This is a genomic window from Mycolicibacterium sp. XJ1819 (assembly GCF_053483675.1).
Genome location: NZ_JBEFST010000029.1, coordinates 35,745 through 56,563, shown reverse-complemented (window position 1 = coordinate 56,563; position 20,819 = coordinate 35,745). Strand labels below are relative to the sequence as shown.

Annotated in this window: 17 protein-coding genes; 8 read left to right on the top strand and 9 right to left on the bottom strand. The window is 67.2% G+C overall.

Annotated features, from left to right (window positions below):
* The 3 genes from ABQE89_RS25105 to ABQE89_RS25095 all read right to left on the bottom strand — a co-directional run.
* Nucleotides 1-2,805 (bottom strand): cadherin-like domain-containing protein (locus ABQE89_RS25105; RefSeq protein ID WP_448421748.1); only part of this gene is annotated, 2,805 nt, incomplete at its 3' end.
* 288 nt (nt 2,806-3,093) lie between these two features.
* Nucleotides 3,094-3,879, bottom strand: coding sequence for an enoyl-CoA hydratase/isomerase family protein (locus ABQE89_RS25100; protein WP_448421746.1), 786 nt, complete (start codon nt 3,877-3,879; stop codon nt 3,094-3,096).
* Between the two features lie 10 nt (nt 3,880-3,889).
* Nucleotides 3,890-4,573, bottom strand: a complete 684-nt coding sequence (locus ABQE89_RS25095) for a TetR family transcriptional regulator (RefSeq protein ID WP_448421744.1) — start codon at nt 4,571-4,573, stop codon at nt 3,890-3,892.
* A 69-nt stretch (nt 4,574-4,642) separates the two neighbouring features.
* Here ABQE89_RS25095 and ABQE89_RS25090 point away from each other — a divergent pair, with 69 nt between their 5' ends.
* Complete coding sequence (locus ABQE89_RS25090; protein ID WP_448421742.1) at nt 4,643-5,695, top strand: ferredoxin reductase; 1,053 nt, start codon at nt 4,643-4,645, stop codon at nt 5,693-5,695.
* 17 nt (nt 5,696-5,712) lie between these two features.
* Nucleotides 5,713-6,837 carry a fatty acid desaturase family protein gene (locus ABQE89_RS25085; RefSeq protein ID WP_448421740.1) on the top strand — a complete coding sequence of 375 codons (1,125 nt, stop codon included), beginning with the start codon at nt 5,713-5,715 and terminating at the stop codon, nt 6,835-6,837.
* On the opposite strand, the gene nei2 is transcribed toward ABQE89_RS25085, so the two are convergent.
* The 3 genes from nei2 to ABQE89_RS25070 are packed head-to-tail and all read right to left on the bottom strand — an operon-like array spanning nt 6,784 to nt 12,796.
* Nucleotides 6,784-7,545, bottom strand: a complete 762-nt coding sequence (nei2, locus tag ABQE89_RS25080; RefSeq protein ID WP_448421738.1) for an endonuclease VIII Nei2 — start codon at nt 7,543-7,545, stop codon at nt 6,784-6,786. The two genes, ABQE89_RS25085 and nei2, sit on opposite strands and share 54 nt — an antisense overlap.
* A 3-nt stretch (nt 7,546-7,548) precedes the next feature.
* Nucleotides 7,549-12,105: an ATP-dependent helicase gene (locus tag ABQE89_RS25075; RefSeq protein WP_448421736.1), complete on the bottom strand. Its 4,557-nt coding sequence runs from the start codon at nt 12,103-12,105 to the stop codon at nt 7,549-7,551.
* Between the two features lie 40 nt (nt 12,106-12,145).
* On the bottom strand, nt 12,146-12,796 hold the full coding sequence (locus tag ABQE89_RS25070; RefSeq protein WP_448421734.1) for a TetR/AcrR family transcriptional regulator: 651 nt from the start codon (nt 12,794-12,796) through the stop codon (nt 12,146-12,148).
* Between the two features lie 113 nt (nt 12,797-12,909).
* Between ABQE89_RS25070 and ABQE89_RS25065 the strand changes: the two genes are divergently transcribed.
* Nucleotides 12,910-13,749 (top strand): SDR family oxidoreductase, encoded by an 840-nt coding sequence (locus ABQE89_RS25065; protein ID WP_448421732.1) that lies wholly within the window; start codon nt 12,910-12,912, stop codon nt 13,747-13,749.
* 4 nt (nt 13,750-13,753) lie between these two features.
* On the opposite strand, the gene ABQE89_RS25060 is transcribed toward ABQE89_RS25065, so the two are convergent.
* Nucleotides 13,754-14,959, bottom strand: coding sequence for an RtcB family protein (locus ABQE89_RS25060; RefSeq protein WP_448421730.1), 1,206 nt, complete (start codon nt 14,957-14,959; stop codon nt 13,754-13,756).
* A 75-nt stretch (nt 14,960-15,034) separates the two neighbouring features.
* Nucleotides 15,035-16,579 (bottom strand): L-piperidine-6-carboxylate dehydrogenase, encoded by a 1,545-nt coding sequence (gene amaB, locus ABQE89_RS25055; protein WP_448421728.1) that lies wholly within the window; start codon nt 16,577-16,579, stop codon nt 15,035-15,037.
* Between the two features lie 48 nt (nt 16,580-16,627).
* Between amaB and ABQE89_RS25050 the strand changes: the two genes are divergently transcribed.
* Complete coding sequence (locus ABQE89_RS25050) at nt 16,628-17,107, top strand: Lrp/AsnC family transcriptional regulator (RefSeq protein WP_448421726.1); 480 nt, start codon at nt 16,628-16,630, stop codon at nt 17,105-17,107.
* A gap of 61 nt (nt 17,108-17,168) precedes the next feature.
* The gene (lat, locus tag ABQE89_RS25045) at nt 17,169-18,581 is read left to right on the top strand and encodes an L-lysine 6-transaminase (RefSeq protein ID WP_448421724.1); all 1,413 of its coding nucleotides are present in this window, start codon (nt 17,169-17,171) and stop codon (nt 18,579-18,581) included.
* On the opposite strand, the gene ABQE89_RS25040 is transcribed toward lat, so the two are convergent.
* Nucleotides 18,561-19,121, bottom strand: a complete 561-nt coding sequence (locus tag ABQE89_RS25040; protein ID WP_448421722.1) for a restriction endonuclease — start codon at nt 19,119-19,121, stop codon at nt 18,561-18,563. The genes lat and ABQE89_RS25040 overlap by 21 nt on opposite strands.
* A gap of 120 nt (nt 19,122-19,241) precedes the next feature.
* Between ABQE89_RS25040 and ABQE89_RS25035 the strand changes: the two genes are divergently transcribed.
* The 3 genes from ABQE89_RS25035 (at nt 19,242) to usfY (ending at nt 20,794) form a co-directional block, all read left to right on the top strand.
* Nucleotides 19,242-19,919: a PAS and ANTAR domain-containing protein gene (locus ABQE89_RS25035; RefSeq protein ID WP_448421720.1), complete on the top strand. Its 678-nt coding sequence runs from the start codon at nt 19,242-19,244 to the stop codon at nt 19,917-19,919.
* 134 nt (nt 19,920-20,053) lie between these two features.
* Nucleotides 20,054-20,425, top strand: coding sequence for a hypothetical protein (locus ABQE89_RS25030; RefSeq protein WP_448421758.1), 372 nt, complete (start codon nt 20,054-20,056; stop codon nt 20,423-20,425).
* A gap of 60 nt (nt 20,426-20,485) precedes the next feature.
* The gene (gene usfY / locus ABQE89_RS25025; RefSeq protein ID WP_448421718.1) at nt 20,486-20,794 is read left to right on the top strand and encodes a protein UsfY; all 309 of its coding nucleotides are present in this window, start codon (nt 20,486-20,488) and stop codon (nt 20,792-20,794) included.
* Nucleotides 20,795-20,819: the final 25 nt, after the last annotated feature.

Sequence of the window (20,819 nt, the reverse complement as noted above, 5' to 3'; positions counted from 1 at the left end):
CGGGGTGTAGGTGAACGAGCCGTCCGCGTTCAGTGTCAGCGTGCCGTTGGCCGGCCCGTCCACCAACACCGCTGTCAGGTCGTCGTTGTCGAAGTCGGTGTCATTGGCCAACACGCCGCCGGCGACCGGCACGGTCAGCACACCGTCCTCATCGACGGCGTAGGCGTCGTCAATCGTGACGGGTGCTTCGTCGTTGACCGGGTTGACGGTGATGGTGACGGTGGCGGTGTTCCCATCGGCGGTGCCGTCGTTGGCCATATAGGTGAACGAATCCGTGCCGTAGAAATCGGCATCCGGGGTGTAGGTAAACGACCCGTCGGCGTTGAGCACCAGGGTGCCGTTGGCCGGCCCGTCCACCAACACGGCGGTCAGGTCGTCGTCGTCAAAATCACTGTCGTTGGCCAACACGCCGCCGCCGACCGGCACGGTCAACACGCCGTCTTCATCGACGGCGTAGGCGTCATCGGCGGCGACCGGTGCTTCGTCGTTGACCGCGTTCACACGAATGGTGACGGTGGCCAGACTACTTGTGTCCGTGCCGTCGTATGCCCGGTAGGTGAACGAGTCGGCGCCGCTGTAGTCGGGTTCCGGAGTATAGGTGAACGACCCGTCCGCATTCAGCGTGAGAGTTCCATGGCTAGGGTTCGTCACCAATTGTGCTGTGAGCAAATCGGTGTCGTCGGCATCCGTGTCGTTACCCAACACGCCGGGACCAGTGACGGTCAGTGTGCCGTCCTCGTCCACCTCGTAGTTGTCGTCGATGGCAACTGGAGCATCGTTGACAGCGATCACGGTGATGGTGACGGTCGCGGTATTACCGTCGAGTTCACCGTCGTTGGCCAGATAGGTGAACGAATCCGTGCCGTAGAAGTCGGCGTCGGGGGTGTAGGTGAACGACCCATCCTCGTTGAGTGTCAACTCGCCGTTCGCGGGCCCATCGACCAGTACCGCGGTCAACGCGTCACCCTCGATATCCGAATCGTTGGCCAACACACCGGGGCCCGTGACCGTCAGTTCGCCGTCTTCATCGACCTCATATGAGTCATCCAGCGCGAGCGGGCTGTCGTTGACCGCCGTGACGGTGATCGTCACGACAGCCTCGTTGCTCGACAGCTGACCATCTGAAGCGACATAGGTGAATGTGTCTGTGCCTGCGAAGTCTTCGTCCGGTTTGTAAACGAAAGACCCATCTTGGTTCAGCGTCAGGGTGCCGTTGGCCGGGCCGTCGACCAGGTCGACCGTCAGTGCGGTCCCATCGGCATCGCTGTCATTGGCGAGCAGGCCTCCGGCCCCCGGTACGGTGAGCGTTCCATCTTCGGCGACCGTGTAAGAATCGTCCTCCGCGACGGGTGCGTGATTGATCGCCGTGACGGCGATGGTCACCACCGCCGGACCACTGGTCAACTGTCCGTCGCTGGCCTGGTAGGTGAAGGTGTCGACGCCGCTCCAGCCGGGGTCGGGGGTGTAGCTGAACGAGCCGTCGCTGTCGAAGGTGAGTGTTCCGTTGCCCGGGCCCGAGATGAGTTCGGCCGTCAGCGGATCGTCATCAGGATCGGTGTCGTTGGCCAACACATCACCTGACACCGTCATATCTTGAGGTGTACTGACGTTGTCGGCGTTGGCAATTGGTGCGCCATTGGGTGCGAGGACAGTGATCCGCACTTTGGCTCGGTCGGTGTGCGCTCGATGCCAGCCCAGCAGACTGAGGAGACCGTGTATGTGAAAGCGTGCGCCCTGATCGGAGACCGCGACCGTGAACTGGTCGGAGCCGGTGAAGCCGGCGTCGGGCGTATACGTGAAGGTGCCGGTCGCCTGATCGACTGTCACGGTGCCGTGCTGAGGGGCGCCGACGCGGCCGCGTTGCGCCACGCGATAGGTCAGCGGGTCACCGTCACCGTCGTGCGCGTCGAATGCGATGGGCCCGCTGGTCTGCCCTGGCTCCAGCGTCAGGGTGATGTCCTGGGACCGGATGTGCGGCGGGTAATTGAAGAAGGTTCGTTGGACTTCGCGCCGTACCCACGCCAACACCACCCACAGCAACGGTGGCTGGGCCGGCTGGATCGGGCCCGGCGCCAGAAACGGCGTCAGAAGCACGCCCACCATCGCGGTGGCGGCAGTCACCAGGGCGCGCGGGATGACCACACCCACCAGTTCCAGCGGTCGGGGCGCGACATGGTGGAAGGTCTCGAACCCCCCGGAGCTGCTGAACGGTGTCGACAGGGTGGTGAACGCGTGCTCGTCGTCGGCCGATGTGTCGTCGACCAGGGTGGTCGACGACCACAGCTCGGCTTGCTCGACCTCGCCGCCTGACGAGTCAGCCAACGCATTTGGCAGCGGTTCGGCCGGCTCCGGTGGGGATGACGCTTTCCCGGAGGGGTTGGAAACATCGACTTCCGGGTTCGCTACGGCGGGCGGGGGTTGTGTGTCCGGCGGGTCCGGGTCCGGGTCGGTGTCGGCGGGTGTGAGGTCCTCGAGTTCGGCGTCGGGTTCGGTGTCTCCCTCGGGGTCCGGGTCGGGCGGAGGCTCGGTGATGTCGTCGGGAGGGTCGTCTTCGAGTGAGGTGTCGAGCGAGACGTCGTCGGTCAGCGTCCCAGGCTCGGCCGTCACTGTGTCGGAATTGGTGTCGGTGTCGGTGGCCTCGGTCTCGGTCGCGGCAGCGGTGTCGGTCGATTCCGCGCCGGTCTCGGCGCGAGCCAGCCCCAGTCCGTTGGTGGCTGCCACGACGCCGACGCCCAGCGCCACCGCCAAGGCCCCGACCCGGCCGACATATTTGCTGGCGCCGCTGTTGAACGGAAGCGGAGTCAAGGGGCTGACACATCGTTGCGGCTCGACCCGAAACGACGGATAGACCGCCTGCGCCCGAGTGGGGCGGCGTGCTTTGCGGTGGCGAGGTCTAGCCCGCCCGCCACGCTGCGTGTCGGCCAATGTACGTCGTCCTCAGGTGCTCAGGGCCTGCCAGGCCCCCGATCCGGGCGTACGCAGCCCCAGAACCGTTCGGCATTTACGTCGACGTCAAATTTACGCTATCGAAGACAAATTCGCCACGACCCCTTGTTGGCGGCTATACGGCTGGATAGGCGTTTGCTGGATTGGTCATCGCCGGCGGTTGCGGAACGCCTCGGTGGCCTCGCTCATCACCCCGCCCGTCGACGCCAGGATCTGGCTGCGGTTCTCCAGGTGCAAGGCCGCTTCCAAGCTTGACGCCGTCAGGTTCGCCCAGAGCACCTGCTTGGTCGATTCGACGCCGAATTTGCCGTAGCCGCAGAGTGTTTCCGCGATGTCCATCGCTTCATCAAGCAGCGCGTCATCGGCGCAGATCCGTGAGGCCAGGCCAAGCCGCAGCGCCTCCTGGGCGTCCACCGCACGCGCGGTCAAGATGAGGTCGAACGCCGGCCCGGCGCCCACGATGCGCGGCAGCGTGTAGCTGACCCCGATGTCACAGCCGCCGAGGCCCAGCTTGATGAACTGGGTACAGAAGCGGGCCGATTCGGCGACGACCCGGATGTCGCATGCCAACGCGATGCCCATGCCGCCGCCGTACGCGGGGCCGTTGACGGCGGCGATCACCGGCTGTCGGAGACGGTGCAGCTTCACGGTGAGGTCGGCGATGCGTTCCTGCCACCGCATCCCCGACCTCGGGAACTCGGTGCCCTCGCCTGCCCTGTTGGGGTTGGGGTCGGTCAGGTCCAGTCCCGAGCAAAAGCCGCGGCCCGCCCCGGTGAGCACGACCACCCGGCACTCGTTGTTGGCGGCCAGCCCGTCGAGGGCGACATGCAGTTCCTCGACCAGGTCATACGACAACGCGTTGAGTTTCTCCGGCCGGTTCAGCGTGAGCACCGCGACGTCGGAGCGCGGGAACGTGGTGTGCAGGATCGCCATGCAGCACAGGCTAGAGGGCGCTGCGCCAGCCCGTGACGCCGACGACGATCATCCGCAATTGCTTGACCGCGACACGCCTGATCTCGTCAATGGCAGCGGGATCGTGTGCGTCCTCGATGGCTTCGGCGATCGAGATCATCGCGTTGACGAACAGGCTGGCCAAGATGTTGAGATCCTCACCGCTCCAGGTGTTGAGGCCGGGAAAGCGGGCCAGGTCGATCGCCAATTCCGAAGTGATCAACCGGATCTCGGTTCGGATGGCGTAGCGCAGCACCGACAGCCCGCTGGAGCGCTCGCGCCCGATGAACCGCCAGTGTTCGCGTCGTTCGTTGACGCCTTCGATGAGGATGTCGACGGACGACTCGATGACCCGGTTGGGGTCGAGTCGGCCCGCGCGTGCGCCACGCAGCATGTCGCGCAGCGCCCGAAAGGACTCGTCGATCAACACCAGTCCCAGCGCCTCCATCGACTCGAAGTGACGGTAGAACGCTGCGGGGGCGATGCCGGCCTCGCGGGTGACTTCCCGCAGGCTCAGCGCGGCGAAGCTGCGGTCTTCGAGGAGGTGTAGTGCGGCCGCGACGATCGCCCGCCGGGTGGCCTCCTTGCGTTCCTCTCGAGTCAGCGAGTCCCGCGACCGAGGCTTCTTCGACCTGCTGGAATGCCTTGTTCGTGAACTGGGCGTACGACTGTTCACTTTGTGAAACCTACCACAACCTGGCCAGATGTGTTGACGCAAGGAGCATTGACGCCTGACGGTATACACATGTTCACTCAAATGTTGACACGTCGGGTTCTCGGCTCGCCGATCCTGGACTTGCTGGCCGGCCCGCACGGCGTCGACCGGTATACCGAGCTCGTCGAGCCGACGTGGACCCGCGACGAGGCCCGCGCCAAGGTGGTCGCGGTGCGCCGACAGACACCGCGCAGCGTCACCCTCACGCTCGAACCGAATCACGCGTTCACTGGATTCACCGCAGGCCAGCACATCAACCTGACCGTGGAGATCGCCGGCCGCCGGCGCACCCGCTGCTACTCGCCCGCCAGTGCCCAGGGCGCTCCCGTCATCGAACTGACCGTCGGCCACCATGACGGCGGCCTGGTCTCCACGTACCTGTGCGAGCATGCCCGTCCCGGGATGGTGGTCGGCCTCGACTCGGTGGGCGGCGACTTCGTGCTGCCGACCGTCCGACCCCAGCGCATCCTGTTCGTCTCGGGAGGAAGCGGTATCACCCCGGTGATGTCGATGCTGCGCACGCTGCAAGCCGAGCACTTCGACGGCGAGATCGCGTTCATCCACTACGCACGCACCGCCGAGGAGGCGTGCTATCGGGACGAACTGGCCGCGATGACGGGTGTGCGAGTGCTGCACGGCTACACGAGGTCGCCGGCCGGGGCTGACCTCGACGGCCACTTCGGCCAGGAACATCTCAGCGCCGCCATGGCCGACGCCGAGGCCGTCTACGTGTGCGGACCCCCCGCGCTCGTCGACGCGGTGCGCGCATATCGCCCGGACGCCAAGTCGGAATCGTTCGTTCCGCCCACCTTCGCGCCGTCGGGAGCCGCGGGCGGCAAGGTCACTTTCACCGATGCGGCCGTTGACGTCGAAGACGACGGCAGGCCACTGCTCGAACAAGCCGAAGCGGCCGGCCTGGCGCCCGAAAGCGGCTGCCGCATGGGCATCTGCCACAGCTGCACCCGCCGCAAGACGCGCGGGGCAGTGCGCAACCTGATCACCGGCGCGGTGTCGACCACCGAAGAGGAGGACGTGCAGATCTGCGTGACCGTCCCCGTCGGCGACGTCGAACTCGCGCTCTGAGCCGAAAGGAATCTCTGATGACCACCATCACGAAGACGGTCGCCGGTAGGCCCGTCACCATGACACCCGAACAGGCCGAGGCGTTCGGCCGCGAACTCGACGCGCTCAAGGAGCGTGTGCTCGCCGACCTCGGAGAACGAGACACCACCTATATCCGGCGCGTCATCAAGACGCAGCGCGCGCTCGAAGTCGGTGGTCGAGCACTGCTGTTCTTCCCGCCCGCGTGGCTGGCGGGTACCGCGATGCTCGCCGTCTCGAAGATCCTCGACAACATGGAGATCGGCCACAACGTCATGCACGGCCAGTACGACTGGACCGGCGACCCCGCGCTTTCCGGCAAAGCCTTCGAGTGGGACACCGCGTGCCCGGCCGACCAGTGGCGCCACTCCCACAACTACATGCATCACACCTACACCAATATCGTGGGGATGGACCGCGATGTCGGCTACGGCATCCTGCGCATGAGCGATCAACAACAGTGGCGCCCATACTTTCTCGGCAATCCGCTGTACGCGTTCCTTCTCATGGTCCTCTTCCAGTACGGCGTCGCACTGCACGAACTGGAGACCGAACGCATCCGGGCCGGTGAGATCACCCTGGCCGACAAGCGCGAGATTCTGCAGGGAATATGGCGCAAGTCCAAGCGCCAACTGCTCAAGGACTATGTCGCCTTTCCGCTGCTCGCCGGACCGTTCGCGCCGTTCGTCTTCACCGGCAACCTGACCGCCAACCTGATCCGCAACGTCTGGTCGTACATGATCATCTTCTGCGGGCACTTTCCCGAGGACGTGCAGGAATTCACCATTGAGGAGACCAAGGCCGAATCTCGGGGCATGTGGTACTTCCGTCAGTTGCTCGGGTCGGCCAATCTGACTGGCACCAAGCTCTTCCACATTCTGAGCGGCAACCTGTCGTTTCAGATCGAACACCACCTGTTCCCGGACATCCCGGCTCATCGACATGCCGAGATCTCGGTCGAGGTCAGGCAGATCTGCCGGCGCTACGGCCTGCCGTACAACACGGGCCCCTTGCACCGCCAATTCGGCACGGTGGTCCGAAAGATCGTCAAGCTGGCGCTGCCGGGCCTTTCACCTCTGGCAGGCCGGGCACCAGTAGGCGACGCGCTCTGCGCTGCTGTCTGATCGGATCGGGGTGCCGCATCGCCGGCACGGCTTGCCCCGGCGGCCGTACACCCACAGGTCCCGGCCGGGCCTGGTGTCGCCGGTCGTCGTGCGGTTCCACCGGCTCCGGTTCAGCCACAACATGTCTCGGGCCCGTTGTACCACCCGCAGCGGATCTTTGAGGTCGCTGACCGGCGCCGTGGGCAGATGCCCGGTGACGAAGCACAGTTCATTGCAGTAGACGTTGCCGACTCCGGCCATCACCCGCTGATCCAGCAGCGCCTCGGACAGCGCGCGATCGGGGTCGGCCACCAGGTTGGCGGCGGCCAGACGCGGCTGCCAGTCGCCGCCGAGAAGATCGGGGCCCAGGTGAGAGACCGCGGTCATGTCCTGTTCGCGCTCGAGCACCTCCAACACCCCGAGGTCGATACCGGCGGCTTGGACGTCTGCCGTCTCCAGGATGATCCGGATCCGGTAGCCCGCCCGGCTCGGCGTGTCGATCGGGTTGACCTTCCAGCTGCCCTCCATCTTCAGATGGGAGTGGATACTCGCCTGGCCGACCCGGATGAACAGGTGCTTGCCCCGGCTGAGCACTTCGTCGACCAGCTGACCGGTGAGGTCCACCGCCGCGTACCGGGGCACCCGAACATCGCAGCGGGTCAAGGTTTTTCCGACCAGCGCCTCGCGCAGCACGGCGGCGGTATGAAAGACGGTGTCACCCTCGGGCATGGGTCATCGCAGCCTCAGGCCGCGCGGCGTGCGCGCGAAACCCGCCGCGGTCAACGCATTCTGCACCGCCGCGCGCTCACCTTCAGCGCCCGGTTCCAGCACCGATGCACCGTTGACCTTCTCCACCAACAGCGACTGCACCCGGCCCGCTTGTACCAGATCGGCCAGCGTCGTCGCCGCCGGGAGGTGCGCCTCGACGTCATCGGTGAAGCTCAGCAGCGAGCGCCCGCCGCGCTCGAGAAACCACACCAGTTCGCCGTCGACGATCGCCACCAGCGCGCCGGCCTTGCGGCCCGGCCGATGGGAGTCGTCGACACCCTGACGCGTGGGCCACGGCAGCGCCGCACCGTACGGGTTGGCCGGGTCGGCCGCGGCCAGCACCACCGCCTGGTACTCCCGCTTCTCGGGATCGACGCTGTCCAGGTAGGTCCGCAGTCGGTCCACCGTGGAGGCTACCGCGAACTGCGCACCGCCCAGCGATTCGACGAAGTACCCGCGTTGGCAGCGCCCGGCGTCCTCGAAAGCGGTGAGCACCTTGTAGAGCATCGCGAAACCGCCGGGAACCTGCTCGGCTCCGACCGCGCCCTTGGTCAGCACACCGTGGCGACTCAGTAGCAGCTCGGCCGAGAAGTGAGCCCGCACCGTGGATTCCGGCTCCGCGGCCGGCAGGGCCGACCAGCGTCCCGCCACGGTGGGGTCGGAAACGCGGGCCTGGGCGTGGGCGACGCTGTAGCTGCTCAACCGTGGCGGACGCCTGCGCTGTCGATGCGCGGGTGCGCCGCGCCGCCCGGTGGCACGCCCGGAACCCGCGAGTCCGGAAAGGACGGCCCGCACCGGTGCGAACGTGTCCCCGGTGACCCGGCCCGCCCAGATCAACTCCCACAGTGCGCGCTTGAGTTCGTCACCGGGATTGTCGGCGAGCTGGCGGAAGAAGTACGCACCGCCGGGCTGGCCGGGTGAGCCGAGCCTGTCCATGATGGCGCGATGGTGGTCGTCGAACTCGATCTCTGCCGCGGGGGCCAACGTCAGTGGCACCGAATCGGCGTGGTGAAACGCGATCCACCCGTCGCCGCCGCCGATCTGCCCCGCGCCCGACCACATCACCTCCCCGGAGGCCAGCAACTCGTCGAGCATGGCCGGTTGGTAGTCGCGCACCCGCTGACCGAAGATCAGTGGCTCGACCGCCGATGCCGGCAGCGGCACTCCCGCCAGTTGATCGATGACCGCCGCCAGGCCGTCCACACCCGAACAGTGGGCCGAGCCCACCTGCTGCCACGCCGGCAGGAACCGTCCGTAGGCCGTCGTGCTCACCGGCTCGACCTGCGCGCGCAGCGCGGCCAGCGACCGGCGCCGCAAAATCCTCAACACCTCGGCGTCACACCACTGCTCGCCGTCGGTGGCGTCGGTGAACTCGCCCCGGATGAGCTTGCCGTCGATGGCCATCCGGCCCAGCACGTCGGCGGTCACCCGCAACCCGAGCCCGAACCGGCCCGCGGCCTCGGTGGTGGTGAATGGGCCGCGGGTGCGCGCGAAGCGGCCCAGCAGTTCACCGAGGGGATCGTCGACCGACTCCGTGAACGCCGTCGGCACACCGACCGGAACCGCCACCCCGATCCCGTCGCGCAGCAGGCCGATGTCCTCGACGGCGACCCACCAGGTTCGATCGGCGAACGAGACGGTCAGGGCCCGCTTCGCGGCCAACAGCCCGTCGAGCCAGCCGCCTACTTCGGCCGTCGTGCTGCGCTCGGCGATCTCGATTTCGGTCATCGGGCCCAGCAGCCGCAGCAGATCGGCCACCCCCTCGGCGTCGCGGGCTCGCCGGTCCTCGCCGAGATGCTGCAGTTGGCGTGTGGTGGCCGTGATGACCTGCGGGTCCAGCAGTTCGCGCAGCTCGACGCGGCCGAGCAGTTCGGACAGCAGCACGCTGTCCAGGGACAGCGCCGCGGCGCGACGCTCGGCCAGCGGACTGTCGCCCTCGTACATGAACGCGCCCACATAGCCGAACAGCAGCGACGCCGCGAACGGCGAGGGCGTGGCCGTCTCGACCTCGACCACCCGCAGGCGTCGTTGGGCGACTCGGTGCATCAACTCGGTCAACGCGGGCACGTCGTAGACGTCCTGCAGACATTCGCGCACGGCTTCCAGCACGATCGGGAAATCGGGGTACTTGCGCGCGATGTCGAGCAGCTGGGCGGCGCGCTGCCGCTGATGCCACAGCGGTGACCGTTTCCCCGGGTGTCGACGGGGCAGAAGCAGTGCGCGCGCGGCGCATTCCCGGAACCGCGAGGCGAACAGCGCCGACCCGCCGACCTCCGCGGTGACGACGGGTTCGATCTCGTCGGCGTCGAACACGAACAACTCGGCGCCGGGGGGCGGCGTTCCGGAGTCAGGCAGGGTGTCCGGAAGCCGCACGATGATCCCGTCATCGGAGGCGGTCGGCTTCTCGTCGATGCCATAGCGTTCCCGCAGCCGTCGCGACACCGCCAAGGCCAGCGGCCCGTGTACGCGCAGGCCGTACGGGGAATGCAGGATGACCCGCCAGTCGCCGAGTTCGTCGCGGAACCGTTCGACGACCAACGTGGCGTCGGTGGGCACCACGCCGGTGGCTTCTTTCTGGTCGCTGAGCAGCTGCCGCAGATTGTCCGCCGCGAACTGGTCGAAACCCATTGCGCGGCAACGCTCGGCGAAGCCGTCTCTGCTCAGTTGCGCGAGCTCTCCGGTGAACGCACCGACCGCGGCGCCCAGCTCCGCAGGCCTGCCCACGCCGTCGCCGCGCCAGAACGGCAGCCGCGCCGGTTGTCCGGGCGCGGGCACGACGAGCACTCGGTCGTGTGTGATCTCGGTGATCCGCCAACTCGTCGCGCCCAACGAGATCACGTCGCCCGGCCGGGACTCGTAGACCATCTCCTCGTCGAGTTCGCCGACCCGGGACGGCTTTTCCGAGTCGGTGGCCAGGTAGACGGTGAACAGTCCGCGGTCGGGGATGGCGCCGCCCGACGTCACCGCGAGCCGCTGGGCGCCCGGCCGGGCCGTCAACGTGCCGGTGTCGCGGTCGTAAACCAGTCGCGGTCGCAGTTCGGCGAACTCGGTGGACGGATACTTGCCCGACAGCAGGTCCAGCGTGGCCTCGAAAGCGCTGCGCGGCAATGTCGCGAACGGCGCGCTGCGCCGTACCGCGTCGAACCAGCGGTCGGCATCCACCGGTTCCAGCGCGCAGGCCGCCACGGTGTGCTGGGCCAGCACATCGAGCGGATTGGCGGGCACCTTCATGGTTTCGATCTCGCCGGACAGCATCCGTTTGACGGTCACCGCACAGCCGATCAGGTCGGTGCGGTGCTTGGGAAACAGCACGCCCTGCGAGACTTCGCCGACCTGATGACCGGCGCGGCCGATGCGCTGCAGCCCGCTGGCCACCGACGGCGGCGCCTCCACCTGGATCACCAGGTCGACGGCGCCCATGTCGATGCCCAGTTCCAGGCTCGACGTCGCGACCACCGCCTTGAGTCGTCCGCTCTTGAGGTCGTCCTCGACCAGCGCGCGTTGCTCTTTGCTGACCGAACCGTGGTGCGCCCTGGCCAGCAGCGTCGGCGCACCGGAGGCCTGCCCGCTGCCCATGATGTGGGCGGGCGACCCGCCTGCGACGCCCTCATTCGGGCCGTTCGACACCTCGACCCCGGTGCGTTCGGCGTGAATCTCGTTGAGCCGTGAGGTGAGTCGCTCGGCCAGCCGCCTGGAGTTGGCGAACACGATCGAGCTGTTGTGCGCCTCGATGAGGTCGACGATGCGTTCCTCGACATCGGGCCAGATGGTGTTGTTCTCCAGGTTGGCCATGTCGGGCACCGGCACCTCCACCGAGAGGTCGAAGGTCTTGGCCGCGGGCGGCGCGACGATCGTCACGGGGTGCTGACCGGACAGGAACCGAGCCACCTCCTCGGCGGGCCGCACCGTGGCCGACAACCCGATGCGTTGCGCCGGCCTGTCGAGCAGTTCGTCGAGCCGTTCCAGCGACAACGCCAGGTGGGCGCCGCGCTTGGTCGCGGCGACCGCGTGCACCTCGTCGACGATGACCGTCTGCACCTCGGCCAGCGTCTCGCGGGCCGCCGACGTCAGCATCAAGAACAGCGACTCCGGCGTGGTGATCAGGATGTCGGGGGGCCGGGTGATCAGCTCACGCCGGCGCGCGGGCGGGGTGTCACCCGACCGGACGCCCACCCTGATCTGCGGCGCGGGTTCGCCGCGGCGCTCGGCGACCCGACCGATACCGGTCAGCGGGGTACGCAGGTTGCGTTCGACATCGACGGCCAGCGCCTTCAACGGCGAGATGTAGAGAACCCTGGGCCCACCACCTGCCGGTTGCGGCGCCGCCGATGCGAGCCGGTCGATGGCCCACAGGAACGCGGCCAGTGTCTTGCCGGACCCGGTGGGCGCGATGACCAGCGTGTTGTCGCCGTCCGCGATCGCCGACCAGGCATGCGCCTGGGCCGCGGTCGGCTCGGCGAACGTCCCCGTGAACCATTCGCGCGTCAACGGGCCGAAGCGGGTGAGGGCCGCAGAGCTCATCTAGCCATGGTGCAGCAAGCCACCGACAAAAAATTCACCCTCAGCGGTGTGACGGCGCGACGGCTTCCCGAAGCGCGGGTGGGATCCCCGCCACCCGGCCGATCGCGTCGAGCAGCGCGTGCGCGCAGGTGTCGGCGACATTCCCGGCGTCCACGGACGGGTCGAGCAGCCGCTGCCTGCACATCTCGAAGGTGAACGCCAGCCAGCCGTAGACGGTGATCCGCAGGTCGCGCTCCACTTTGTCGTCGAGATCGCCGCCGACCGCCTCGTGGATGCGCGCGATGATGCGGTTGGCCTGGCGGTCGTTGTCCATGTCTTCGATACCGCGCAGCACCGGGTCGAAGCGGCCCATGCCGACATAGGCGGCCCACGCGCCATGCGGGTGTTCCTCGTCGTAACGCAGGTAGGCCAGTACGCCCGCTCGCACCTGGTCGAACAGGCTCTGGCCGGGTTCTGGCGGGGTGTTGGTCGCCGCGAACAGCCGTTCGCCCTCGGCGCGCACCACGGCGGCGAAGAACGCCCGCTTGTCCGGGAAGTAGTGGTACATCAGGGCGCGCGAAACCCCGGCCCGCTCGGCGATCTCGTCGATGCGGACCTCGTCGTAGGGGCGTTGACCGAACACCTCGGCGCCCAGGGCCAGCAACTCGTTGCGCCGATCGTCTGGAGACAGTCGCCGTCGGGCCTCGGTCATGCCGACATTCTAGTCAACACATGTCTAACAAACGCCGACCGGCGCGCCAGGTTTGTGCTGTCACAGGCGGGATATCCGAGGGCCGATCACCCACCCACCGAGAGGACGCCACGATGGGCTTTCCTGAGCAGCAGCAGTCACCGCCCGGTATCCAGGCCCGCATGGACCCCACCCCCGACTGCGGGGAGCGCAGCTACCGCGGGTCGGGGCGGTTGACCGGCAAGCGGGCCGTCGTCACCGGCGGCGACAGCGGAATCGGGCGTGCCGTCGCGATCGCGTTCGCCCGCGAAGGCGCCGACGTGCTGGTGTCCTACCTCGACGAAGACGACGACGCCGCGGAAGTGGCGCGCCATGTCGAAGACGCCGGACGTCGATGCGTGCTCGTGCCCGGTGATCTGTCCGATCCCGCGCACTGTCGTGCGGTGATCGACCGCGCGGTGGCCGAATTCGGCGGTATTGATGTGTTGGTCAGCAACGCCGCCTACCAGATGACTCACGAAACCATCGACGAGATCACCGACGACGAATGGGATTACACGTTCCGGCTCAACATCGGCGCGTATTTCTACCTGGTGAAGGCGGCGCTGCCGCACATGGGCCCGGGCGCGTCGATCATCGGCAGTTCGTCGGTCAACTCCGACATGCCCAACCCGAAGTTGGCGCCTTACGCCGCCACCAAGGCGGCGATCGCCAATTTCTCGGCCAGCCTCGCAGAAATGCTGGGCGAGAAGGGGATCCGAGTCAACAGCGTGGCTCCGGGGCCGATCTGGACGCCACTGATCCCGTCGACCATGCCGCCGGACCGGGTCAAGACGTTCGGCGAGAACACCCCGCTGGGCCGTGCGGGCCAACCCGTCGAACTTGCGCCGGTATACGTGCTGCTGGCCTCCGACGAGGGCAGCTACGTCACCGGCGCGCGGGTGGCTGTGACAGGGGGGCGGCCGATTCTGTGACCGGTCAGGTGCCCTTGACGTTGAGGATCTGACGCAGGTGGGTCACGACGTCGACGAGGTCCCTGGAATCCTCCATCACCACGTCGATGGGCTTGTAGGCGTCGGGAATCTCGTCGACCCACTGATCGCCGTGGCGGTATTCGATTCCCTTCATCCGCGCGGCGAGGTCGGCCGCGGTGAACCGGCGGCGGGCCTCTCGCCGGGAGAACTGCCGCCCGGCACCGTGCGGGGCGCTGCACAGGCTCAACGGATTTCCCTTCCCGCGCACGATGTAGGACCGGGTGCCCATCGATCCCGGGATGATGCCCATCACGCCCTCGTGCGCGTCGATCGCGCCCTTGCGGGTGAGCCAGACGACTTCACCCGCATGATGTTCGCGCTGGGTGTAGTTGTGGTGGGTGTTGATCCGTTCAACCTCGACACCGTCGGCGTCGACACGCATCCAGCGTGCGAACGACTGCCGGAACCGGTCCATCATCTCTTCGCGGTTGGCCAACGCGAACTGTTGAGCCCATTGCAGTTCGGCGATGTAGTGGTCGAACTCGGCGGTGCCTTCATCCAGGTACGCCAGGTCGGGGTTGGGCAGGTCGACGTTTCGCCGTCGGCATCGTCGCTTGGCGACCTCGATATGGCGGGTTGCGATCCTGTGCCCCACACCTCGTGAGCCCGAATGCAGGAACAACCACACCGTGTCGTCGGTGTCCAGACACAGCTCGATGAAATGGTTCCCGCCGCCGAGACTTCCGAGTTGCTCACGCCACTTGGGTGAATGGGAAAGGTCGACATCGGTGTCGGCGGCCAGCGCCTCCAACCGCGCCAGGCGTTCGCCGGTGAAATCGAATCGACGCAGCGACCTGTTGTAATTCCCGGGGCTCAGCGGGATTGCCGACTCGAGCGAACTGCGCAGCGGCGCCAGGGATCTGTCGCCGAGTTCGGCCTTGGTGAGCCGGGTACGCACCGCGATCATGCCGCAGCCGATGTCCACGCCGACGGCGGCCGGGATCACCGCACCCAACGTGGGAATGACGGTGCCGACGGCGGCGCCCATGCCGTAATGCGCGTCGGGCATCAGAACCACGTGCGGGTAGATGAACGGCAACGACGCGGTCTGCTCGGCCTGCTCCATCGCGGCCTGGTCGAGTTGGCTGGCGAAATTGACGACCTTGTGCTGGGCAAGGTCGCGCTGGCTGTCCTGTTGAATCACTGGCATTTTGTGCGGCTACCCCGTCAACCTCCTGAAGAACGTCGGTCGGCATCGTGCGCAATCTAGGCGCTACCAGTGGTTCTACCCGAAGTGCACGCCTTGGGCCAACGGCAGCTGCGAGGAGTAATTGACGGTGTTGGTGGCGCGGCGCATGTAGGCCTTCCACGCATCGGATCCCGACTCGCGGCCACCGCCGGTGTGTTTCTCGCCGCCGAACGCGCCGCCGATCTCCGCGCCCGACGTGCCGATGTTGACGTTGGCGATGCCGCAGTCGGAACCGTCGGCCGCGAGAAAGCGTTCCGCCTCGCGCAGGTCAGTGGTGAAGATGGCTGACGAAAGTCCCTGCGGCACATCATTGTTCAGGGTGATCGCCTCATCGAGGTCGTCGTAGCTGAGCACGTAGAGGATCGGTGCGAACGTTTCGGTGTGCACGACACTGGTCTGTGCGGGCATGCGTACCACCGCCGGGCTGACGTAGTAGGCGTTCTCGTTGCCGATGTCGTGGCGGTTCCCGCCGAGCACCTTGCCGCCGTCGGCGCGTGCCTGCTCCAGCGCGCCGATCATGTCGCGATACGCCGTCTCACCGATCAGCGGACCGATCAGTGTCGCGTCAGAAGCCGGATCGCCGACCGGCAACTGCCGGTAGGCCGCCACGATGCGTGAGATGACGTCGTCGACGATCGACGAGTGCACGATCAGCCTGCGCAGCGTCGTGCAGCGCTGGCCAGCGGTACCCGCGGCAGAGAACACGATGGCGCGCACGGCCAGGTCGAGGTCGGCTGACGGGGCCACGATCGCGGCGTTGTTCCCGCCGAGTTCCAGTAGCACCCTGCCGAACCGCGCCGCGACCCGGGGGCCGACCTGTTGCCCCATCCGCACCGACCCCGTGGCGCTGAGCAGCGCCACCCGTGGGTCGTCGACCAGGCGCTCCCCGACATCGCGGCCGCCGATCACCAGCCTGCTCACTTCGGCCGGGGCGCCCACGTCGGCGGCCGCGCGCTTTACGAGCGCCTGGCATGCCAGCGCGGTCAACGGCGTCCGCTCCGAGGGCTTCCAGACCAAGGTGTCGCCGCACACCAACGCGATCGCGGCGTTCCAGGACCACACCGCGACGGGGAAGTTGAACGCGGTGATGACGCCGACCACGCCGAGCGGATGCCACGTCTCCATCAGCCGGTGTCCGGACCGTTCCGACGCGATTGTCTTGCCGTAGAGCTGACGCGACAGGCCCACGGCGAATTGGCAGATGTCGATCATCTCCTGCACCTCACCGAGCGCCTCGGAGGTGATCTTTCCGGCTTCGACCGTGACGAGCGTGGCGATGTCGGCCCTGTGTTCGACGAGCAGCTCGCCGAGCCGCGCCACCAGCGCGCCGCGGATCGGGGCCGGGGTGGTGCGCCATGACGTGAACGCCTGTGCCGCTTGGCCAATGGCCGCGTCGACCTGTTCTGGTGTGGCATCAGGGATCGTGAACAGGATGTCACCGGTGATCGGTGTGCCCGCGGGTATCCCGGGGTTACCGGGCGCCGCGAGATCGACGCGGCAACCGACGGCGGCCAGCGCGTCACCCGCGCGCAGACGCAGATCGTCGGCCGTCGGAAGGTGTGCTTTGTAGGCGGTGGTCATGTTGTGGCGGCTTTCTGGGTGGCGGACGGGCTCGGATAAAGTGCGGCAATGGGTGAATCCGACGACCACCCGCACGCACCGGTGCAGATGGACGAGATCGATCGAATCCTGGCGCGAGAGTTGGTGGCCGACGGACGGGCGACGTTGGCCCACCTCGCCGCGGCGGCGGGGCTGTCGGTGTCGGCGGTGCAGTCTCGGGTCCGGCGCCTGGAGTCGCGTGGCATCGTGACCGGGTACCAGGCGCGGGTACGTCCCGAGGCGGTCGGCCACCAGTTGTCGGCGTTCGTCGCGATCACCCCTCTCGATCCCTCTCAACCCGATGATGCGCCGGCCAGACTCGAACACATCGCCGCGATCGAGTCCTGTCACTCGGTGGCCGGCGAGGAGAGCTACGTGCTCTTGGTGCGAGTCGAATCCGCTCGGGCGCTCGAGGATCTGCTGCAACAGATCCGCACCGCGGCAAATGTGCGCACCCGCAGCACCATCATCCTGCAGACGTTTTACGAGGGCAGGCAGTTCATCCCGTAACGCACGTTGTTTTTACGGTGGTGAGCGCATCATGCCGTAAATAATACGTTAGAATGGCCCGATGACCGCTGGGTTGGCTGACTGGGCCCGTCATGTTGCCCGTCCTGACTCGGCCGACATCCGTCCGGCCGACGTGCACGAATTGCTGTCGCGCAGCATCCTCGCCGACGGCTACGACTTCGTCCTCGACATCGACCGGTCCTCGGGGGCCTGGCTGGTCGACGCCCGCTGTGCCGATGGGGAGGGCGGGCGTTATCTCGACATGTTCACCTTTTTCGCGTCCTCGGCGCTGGGCATGAACCATCCCGGGTTGGTCAGCGACGACTTTCGGGCCGAACTGGCCCAGGCGGCGGTCAACAAGCCGAGCAACTCCGATGTGTACAGCGTGCCGATGGCCCGCTTCGTCGACACGTTCGTCCGGGTGCTCGGCGATCCGGCGCTGCCGCACCTGTTCTTCGTCGACGGCGGCGCGCTGGCCGTCGAGAACGCGCTGAAGGTGGCGTTCGACTGGAAGAGCCGACTCAACGAAGCCGCCGGCCGCGACCCCGACCTCGGCTCCAAGGTGATGCATCTGCGTGGCGCCTTCCACGGCCGGAGCGGATACACGCTGTCGCTGACCAACACCGATCCGAACAAGGTCGCGCGGTTCCCGAAGTTCGACTGGCCGCGTATCGACGCCCCGTACCTGCGGCCCGGATTCGACGACGCGGCCATGGACGCGTTGGAAGCGCATTCGTTGGGCCAAGCACGGGCGGCGTTCGATGCCCACGCGCACGACATCGCGTGCTTCATCGCCGAGCCGATCCAGGGCGAGGGCGGCGACCGCCACTTCCGGCCGCAGTTCTTCGCCGCGATGCGCGAATTGTGCGACGAATTCGACGCCCTGATGATCTTCGACGAGGTGCAGACCGGCTGCGGGTTGACCGGAACTCCTTGGGCTTACCAGCAATTGGGTCGACATCTGGGGGTGACTCCGGATGTGGTGGCCTTCGGCAAGAAGACGCAGGTGTGCGGGATCATGGCGGGCCGACGGGTCGACGAGGTGCCCGACAACGTCTTCGCGGTCAGTTCGCGCCTCAACTCGACGTGGGGCGGAAACCTCGTGGACATGGTGCGGGCGCGCCGCATCCTGGAGGTCATCGAGGCCGACGGGCTGATCTCCCGGGCCGCGGAGATGGGCCGCTATCTGCTCGACCGACTGCGGGATCTGGCCGAGCGGTATCCGGACCGGGTGCTCGACGTCCGGGGCCGTGGGTTGATGTGCGCGCTGCGCCTGCCCTCGCCCGGGCAGCGCGACGAGGTGATCCGCGGGCTGTGGAACCGCCGGGTCATCATGCTGGGCAGCGGAACAGACAGTGTGCGGTTCCGCCCCGCGCTGACGGTGACGGAACAGGAGATCGACGCCGCCGTCGACGCCCTGGAGGGCGCCGTCGGTGATCTCGCGCCGGACCCGCTAGACCTCCGTCGGTTGTGACGGTTCGGTGAGGCGGCGGATCGTCGCACGGAGCCGGGGCAGCTCGGCGCCGCCGATCAACTCGCAACCGTGCAACTCCGCGAGTTTGCGCGCGGCCGGGGTGAAGGTGTGGTTGGTGACGACCATGGTGGTGGAGCAGTCCTGCATCGGGGCGCCGGCCACCACCTCCTGCACCGCGCTCGCGCCGACCGGTCGGGACTGCCTCTTGCACTGAATCGCCAGGCGATTCGGCCGTTTACCGACGATGATGTCCACCCCCCAGTCGCCGGTGACAGACGTCATGATGACGGGCACCCCGCAGGACCGCGCGACGCGCGCGATGTGGTCTTCGAACTCCTCACCCGACATCGCGGCGGCCACATCCTCGCGAGGATGAGGCGTGCGCACTCCGACCACGGCGCCCGCCAGGAACCGCGGGGCCGCCGCGAGCACCGCCGGCGCGATGATCCCGACCGCCAGACACCACCACGGCGAAGCGCCGAGGGCCCACGCCGCCGCCGCTGCCCCCACAGCGACTACCGCATACACCTTGGCCGCCACGCCCGAATGGTAGGCAGACCCACCGACACGGCCGATCGAGCGACGCACCGATTATCCGGGTAGCGAAAGCTTGCGGCCTGCTCCGATCCCTTGAGTCGGGCAAAAGGTTAATCTTCAGACATGAGTGACGAACTGGCCGAATTCGACGGGCCGGGGTCGGTGGAGCACGCCCTTGCCGGCGGTGAGCCTCGGCGCGTCGGTTCGTTCAGGTTCTACTTCGCCGACGAACGCTGGGAGTGGTCCCCGCAGGTGGAGCGGATGCACGGATACGAACCCGGGACCGCCTCGCCGACCACCGAACTGGTGCTGTCACACAAGCACCCCGATGATTACGGGCAGGTCGCCGCCACCCTCGACGAGATTCGCCGGACCTCGGGCGCCTTCTCCACCCGCCACCGCATTGTCGACACCCGCGGCCAGGTTCACCAGGTGGTCGTGGTCGGCGACCAACTGTTCGACGAAGACGGCACGGTGATCGGCACGCATGGCTTCTATGTCGACGTCAGCCCCTCGACGCGGGAGCGCAACGAGATCGTCACCGAGGCCGTCGCGGAGATCGCCGAGGCCCGCGGGGTGATCGAGCAAACCAAGGGCATGCTCATGCTGATCTACCGGATCAGCGCCGATTCGGCGTTCGAGCTACTTCGGTGGCGGTCCCAGGAGACCAACACCAAGCTGCGGCGGTTGGCCGAGCAGATCGCCAAGGACTTCCTCGACCTCAAGTACGAGGAGGAGCTACCGGCGCGGGGTGTCTACGACCGGCTGCTGCTGACCGCCCACCACCGCCTGGATTCCTGAGGTTTATCGCTTTTCAACGGCGGGAACTCCCTGCGCCGTCAGCAGCGGCGCGGTGGCGCGCGGCGGGGAGTTCCAAGGGGGCACTCGTGCTTGAGGGCCGGGTTCATACGCGAGACGGTTCGCGCGTGGAGCAGATGGTGCGTGGCGAGGCGGGCGGCGTCCGCGACGCGGTGCGATTCGGTCTGGTTGTCGCCGGGGTGGCCATCGTGTTCCTGGCCACCGCGGTGGTGTGGGTGAGCACCTGCACCGGCGCCACCGCCGACACCGTGGCATGCGGGGTTCCCCAGCGCGCACTGCTGGCCGTCGGGACGCCGGTCATCCTGCTCCTCGGGGCAGCGCGTGCATTCGTCGGCGCGCATCGGACCCGGCGCCGAACCGACACCTGGTGGGGGTGGCAGATCGCGGGCTGTTTCCTGCTGACATTGATGCTGGCGGTGTTGGCGATGAGCATGCCATCGTTTGCCGACACTTTCGGTGTCGGTTTCCCGCACATCGCTCTCGGGTAGTTCTACGGTGATACCCGTCCTGTCTGGACGGGGTACAGGTATGCCGAGAGAGGAGTACCGATGAAGAGCCCCAATGATCCCGTCGACCATTCCAGAACGACGCGACCACACGCCGGCGAGACAATGAAGGACACCAAGAACATGCCGGCTCTGGTGTTACTCGGTATCGCCTTGGTGACGTTCGTCGGCTGCCTGGCTGCGTTCGGCACCGGTCACCCCGACGTCGGGGCGATCCTGGCGGTGATCGCCGCCGTGCTGTTCGTCGTCTCACTCGGCTGGTTCCTGATCGAGCACATGCGGGTGCGTCGGATCGAAGACCGTTGGCACGAGGAGCATCCCGAAGCTCAACGCCAGCGGCCGAGTAGCTGACCCCGGTAGCCGGTCACTGAAATGA